The 2,770-nt window shown below is 53.8% G+C and carries 1 other annotated feature (cut by a window edge).

Annotated features, from left to right (window positions below):
• Window positions 1-30: 30 nt before the first annotated feature.
• Window positions 31-2,770 (bottom strand) — a sequence feature (mutual gap in cmsearch alignment for this rRNA model is longer than 100) (it continues 208 nt past the right edge of the window).

The raw sequence follows: 2,770 nt of genomic DNA, 5'->3' as shown, positions 1-2,770 counted from the left end.
TGCGTTATCCGCAATTGTCTTGGGTGTTATATAGTCAAGCCGCACGAGCAATTAGTATCGGTTAGCTCAACGCCTCGCAGCGCTTACACACCCGACCTATCAACGTCCTGGTCTTGAACGGCTCTTCAGGGACCTCAAGGGTCCAGGGAGATCTCATCTTGGAAGGGGCTTCCCGCTTAGATGCTTTCAGCGGTTATCCTATCCGAACATAGCTACCGGGCAATGCCACTGGCGTGACAACCCGAACACCAGAGGTTCGTCCACTCCGGTCCTCTCGTACTAGGAGCAGCTTTCCTCAAATCTCCAACGTCCACGGCAGATAGGGACCGAACTGTCTCACGACGTTCTAAACCCAGCTCGCGTACCACTTTAAATGGCGAACAGCCATACCCTTGGGACCGGCTTCAGCCCCAGGATGTGATGAGCCGACATCGAGGTGCCAAACACCGCCGTCGATGTGAACTCTTGGGCGGTATCAGCCTGTTATCCCCGGAGTACCTTTTATCCGTTGAGCGATGGCCCTTCCATACAGAACCACCGGATCACTATGACCTACTTTCGTACCTGCTCGACGTGTCTGTCTCGCAGTCAAGCGGGCTTGTGCCATTACACTAACCGCACGATGTCCGACCGTGCTTAGCCCACCTTTGTGCTCCTCCGTTACGCTTTGGGAGGAGACCGCCCCAGTCAAACTACCCACCACACAGTGTCCTTAACCCCGATAAGGGGTCGAAGTTAGAACCTCAAACATGTCAGGCTGGTATTTCAAGGTTGGCTCCATGAGAACTGGCGTTCCCACTTCAAAGCCTCCCAGCTATCCTACACAAACATGCTCAAAGTTCACTGTGAAGCTATAGTAAAGGTTCACGGGGTCTTTCCGTCTAGCCGCGGATACACCGCATCTTCACGGCGATTTCAATTTCACTGAGTCTCGGGTAGAGACAGCGCCCCCATCGTTACGCCATTCGTGCAGGTCGGAACTTACCCGACAAGGAATTTCGCTACCTTAGGACCGTTATAGTTACGGCCGCCGTTTACCGGGGCTTCGATCAAGAGCTTCGCGCAAGCGCTAACCCCATCAATTAACCTTCCGGCACCGGGCAGGCGTCACACCGTATACGTCCACTTTCGTGTTAGCACAGTGCTGTGTTTTTAATAAACAGTCGCAGGGGCCTGGTATCTTCGACCGGCTTCCGCTCCACCCGCAGGGGCTTCACGTACATACCGGCGTGCCTTCTCCCGAAGTTACGGCACCATTTTGCCTAGTTCCTTTACCCGAGTTCTCTCAAGCGCCTTGGTATTCTCTACCTGACCACCTGTGTCGGTTTGGGGTACGGTCCCGAATAGCCTGAAGCTTAGAAGATTTTCCTGGAAGCAGGGCATCAATGACTTCTCGCTCGAATGAGCAATCGTCGTCGCGTCTCAGGATTGAGGACCCGGATTTGCCTAAGTCCTCTCCCTACTCGCTTAAACCGGGACAACCGTCGCCCGGCTCACCTAGCCTTCTCCGTCTCTCCATCGCAGCTATCCAAGGTACGGGAATATTAACCCGTTTCCCATCGACTACACCTTTCGGTCTCGCCTTAGGGGCCGACTCACCCTGCGCCGATTAGCGTTGCGCAGGAACCCTTGGTCTTCCGGCGTGGGAGTTTTTCACTCCCATTGTCGTTACTCATGTCAGCATTCGCACTTCTGATACCTCCAGCATGCTTCTCAACACACCTTCGCAGGCTTACAGAACGCTCCCCTACCCCGCATACAAAGTATGCAGCCGCAGCTTCGGTAACCAGTTTGAGCCCCGTTACATCTTCCGCGCAGGCCGACTCGACTAGTGAGCTATTACGCTTTCTTTAAAGGATGGCTGCTTCTAAGCCAACCTCCTAGCTGTCTGAGCCTTCCCACATCGTTTCCCACTTAACTGGTATTTGGGGACCTTAGCTGGCGGTCTGGGTTGTTTCCCTCTTCACGACGGACGTTAGCACCCGCCGTGTGTCTCCCGGATAGTACTCACAGGTATTCGGAGTTTGCATCGGGTTGGTAAGTCGGGATGACCCCCTAGCCGAAACAGTGCTCTACCCCCTGTGGTATTCGTCCGAGGCGCTACCTAAATAGCTTTCGGGGAGAACCAGCTATCTCCGGGCTTGATTAGCCTTTCACTCCGATCCACAAGTCATCCCCTGGCTTTTCAACGACAGTGGGTTCGGTCCTCCAGTTGATGTTACTCAACCTTCAACCTGCTCATGGATAGATCGCCCGGTTTCGGGTCTATGCCCAGCGACTAAATCGCCCTATTCAGACTCGGTTTCCCTACGGCTCCCCTATACGGTTAACCTCGCCACTGAACATAAGTCGCTGACCCATTATACAAAAGGTACGCCGTCACAGAACAAGTCTGCTCCGACTGCTTGTACGCATACGGTTTCAGGATCTATTTCACTCCCCTCACAGGGGTTCTTTTCGCCTTTCCCTCACGGTACTGGTTCACTATCGGTCAGTCAGGAGTATTTAGCCTTGGAGGATGGTCCCCCCATATTCAGACAGGATACCACGTGTCCCGTCCTACTCGATTTCACTAGACTCAGGTTTCGGATACGGGGCTATCACCCACTATGGCGGCACTTTCCAGAGCCTTCTCCTACCAGTTGTCTAGCTTAAGGGCTAGTCCCCGTTCGCTCGCCGCTACTTAGGGAATCTCGGTTGATTTCTTTTCCTCGGGGTACTTAGATGTTTCAGTTCCCCCGGTTCGCCTCTTACACCTATGTATTCAGTG

Origin of the sequence: Marinobacter sp. M-5 (assembly GCF_032911545.1) — a bacterium.
In the GTDB taxonomy this organism is placed as follows: domain Bacteria; phylum Pseudomonadota; class Gammaproteobacteria; order Pseudomonadales; family Oleiphilaceae; genus Marinobacter; species Marinobacter goseongensis.
This window is presented reverse-complemented; position numbering and strand designations above follow the sequence as displayed.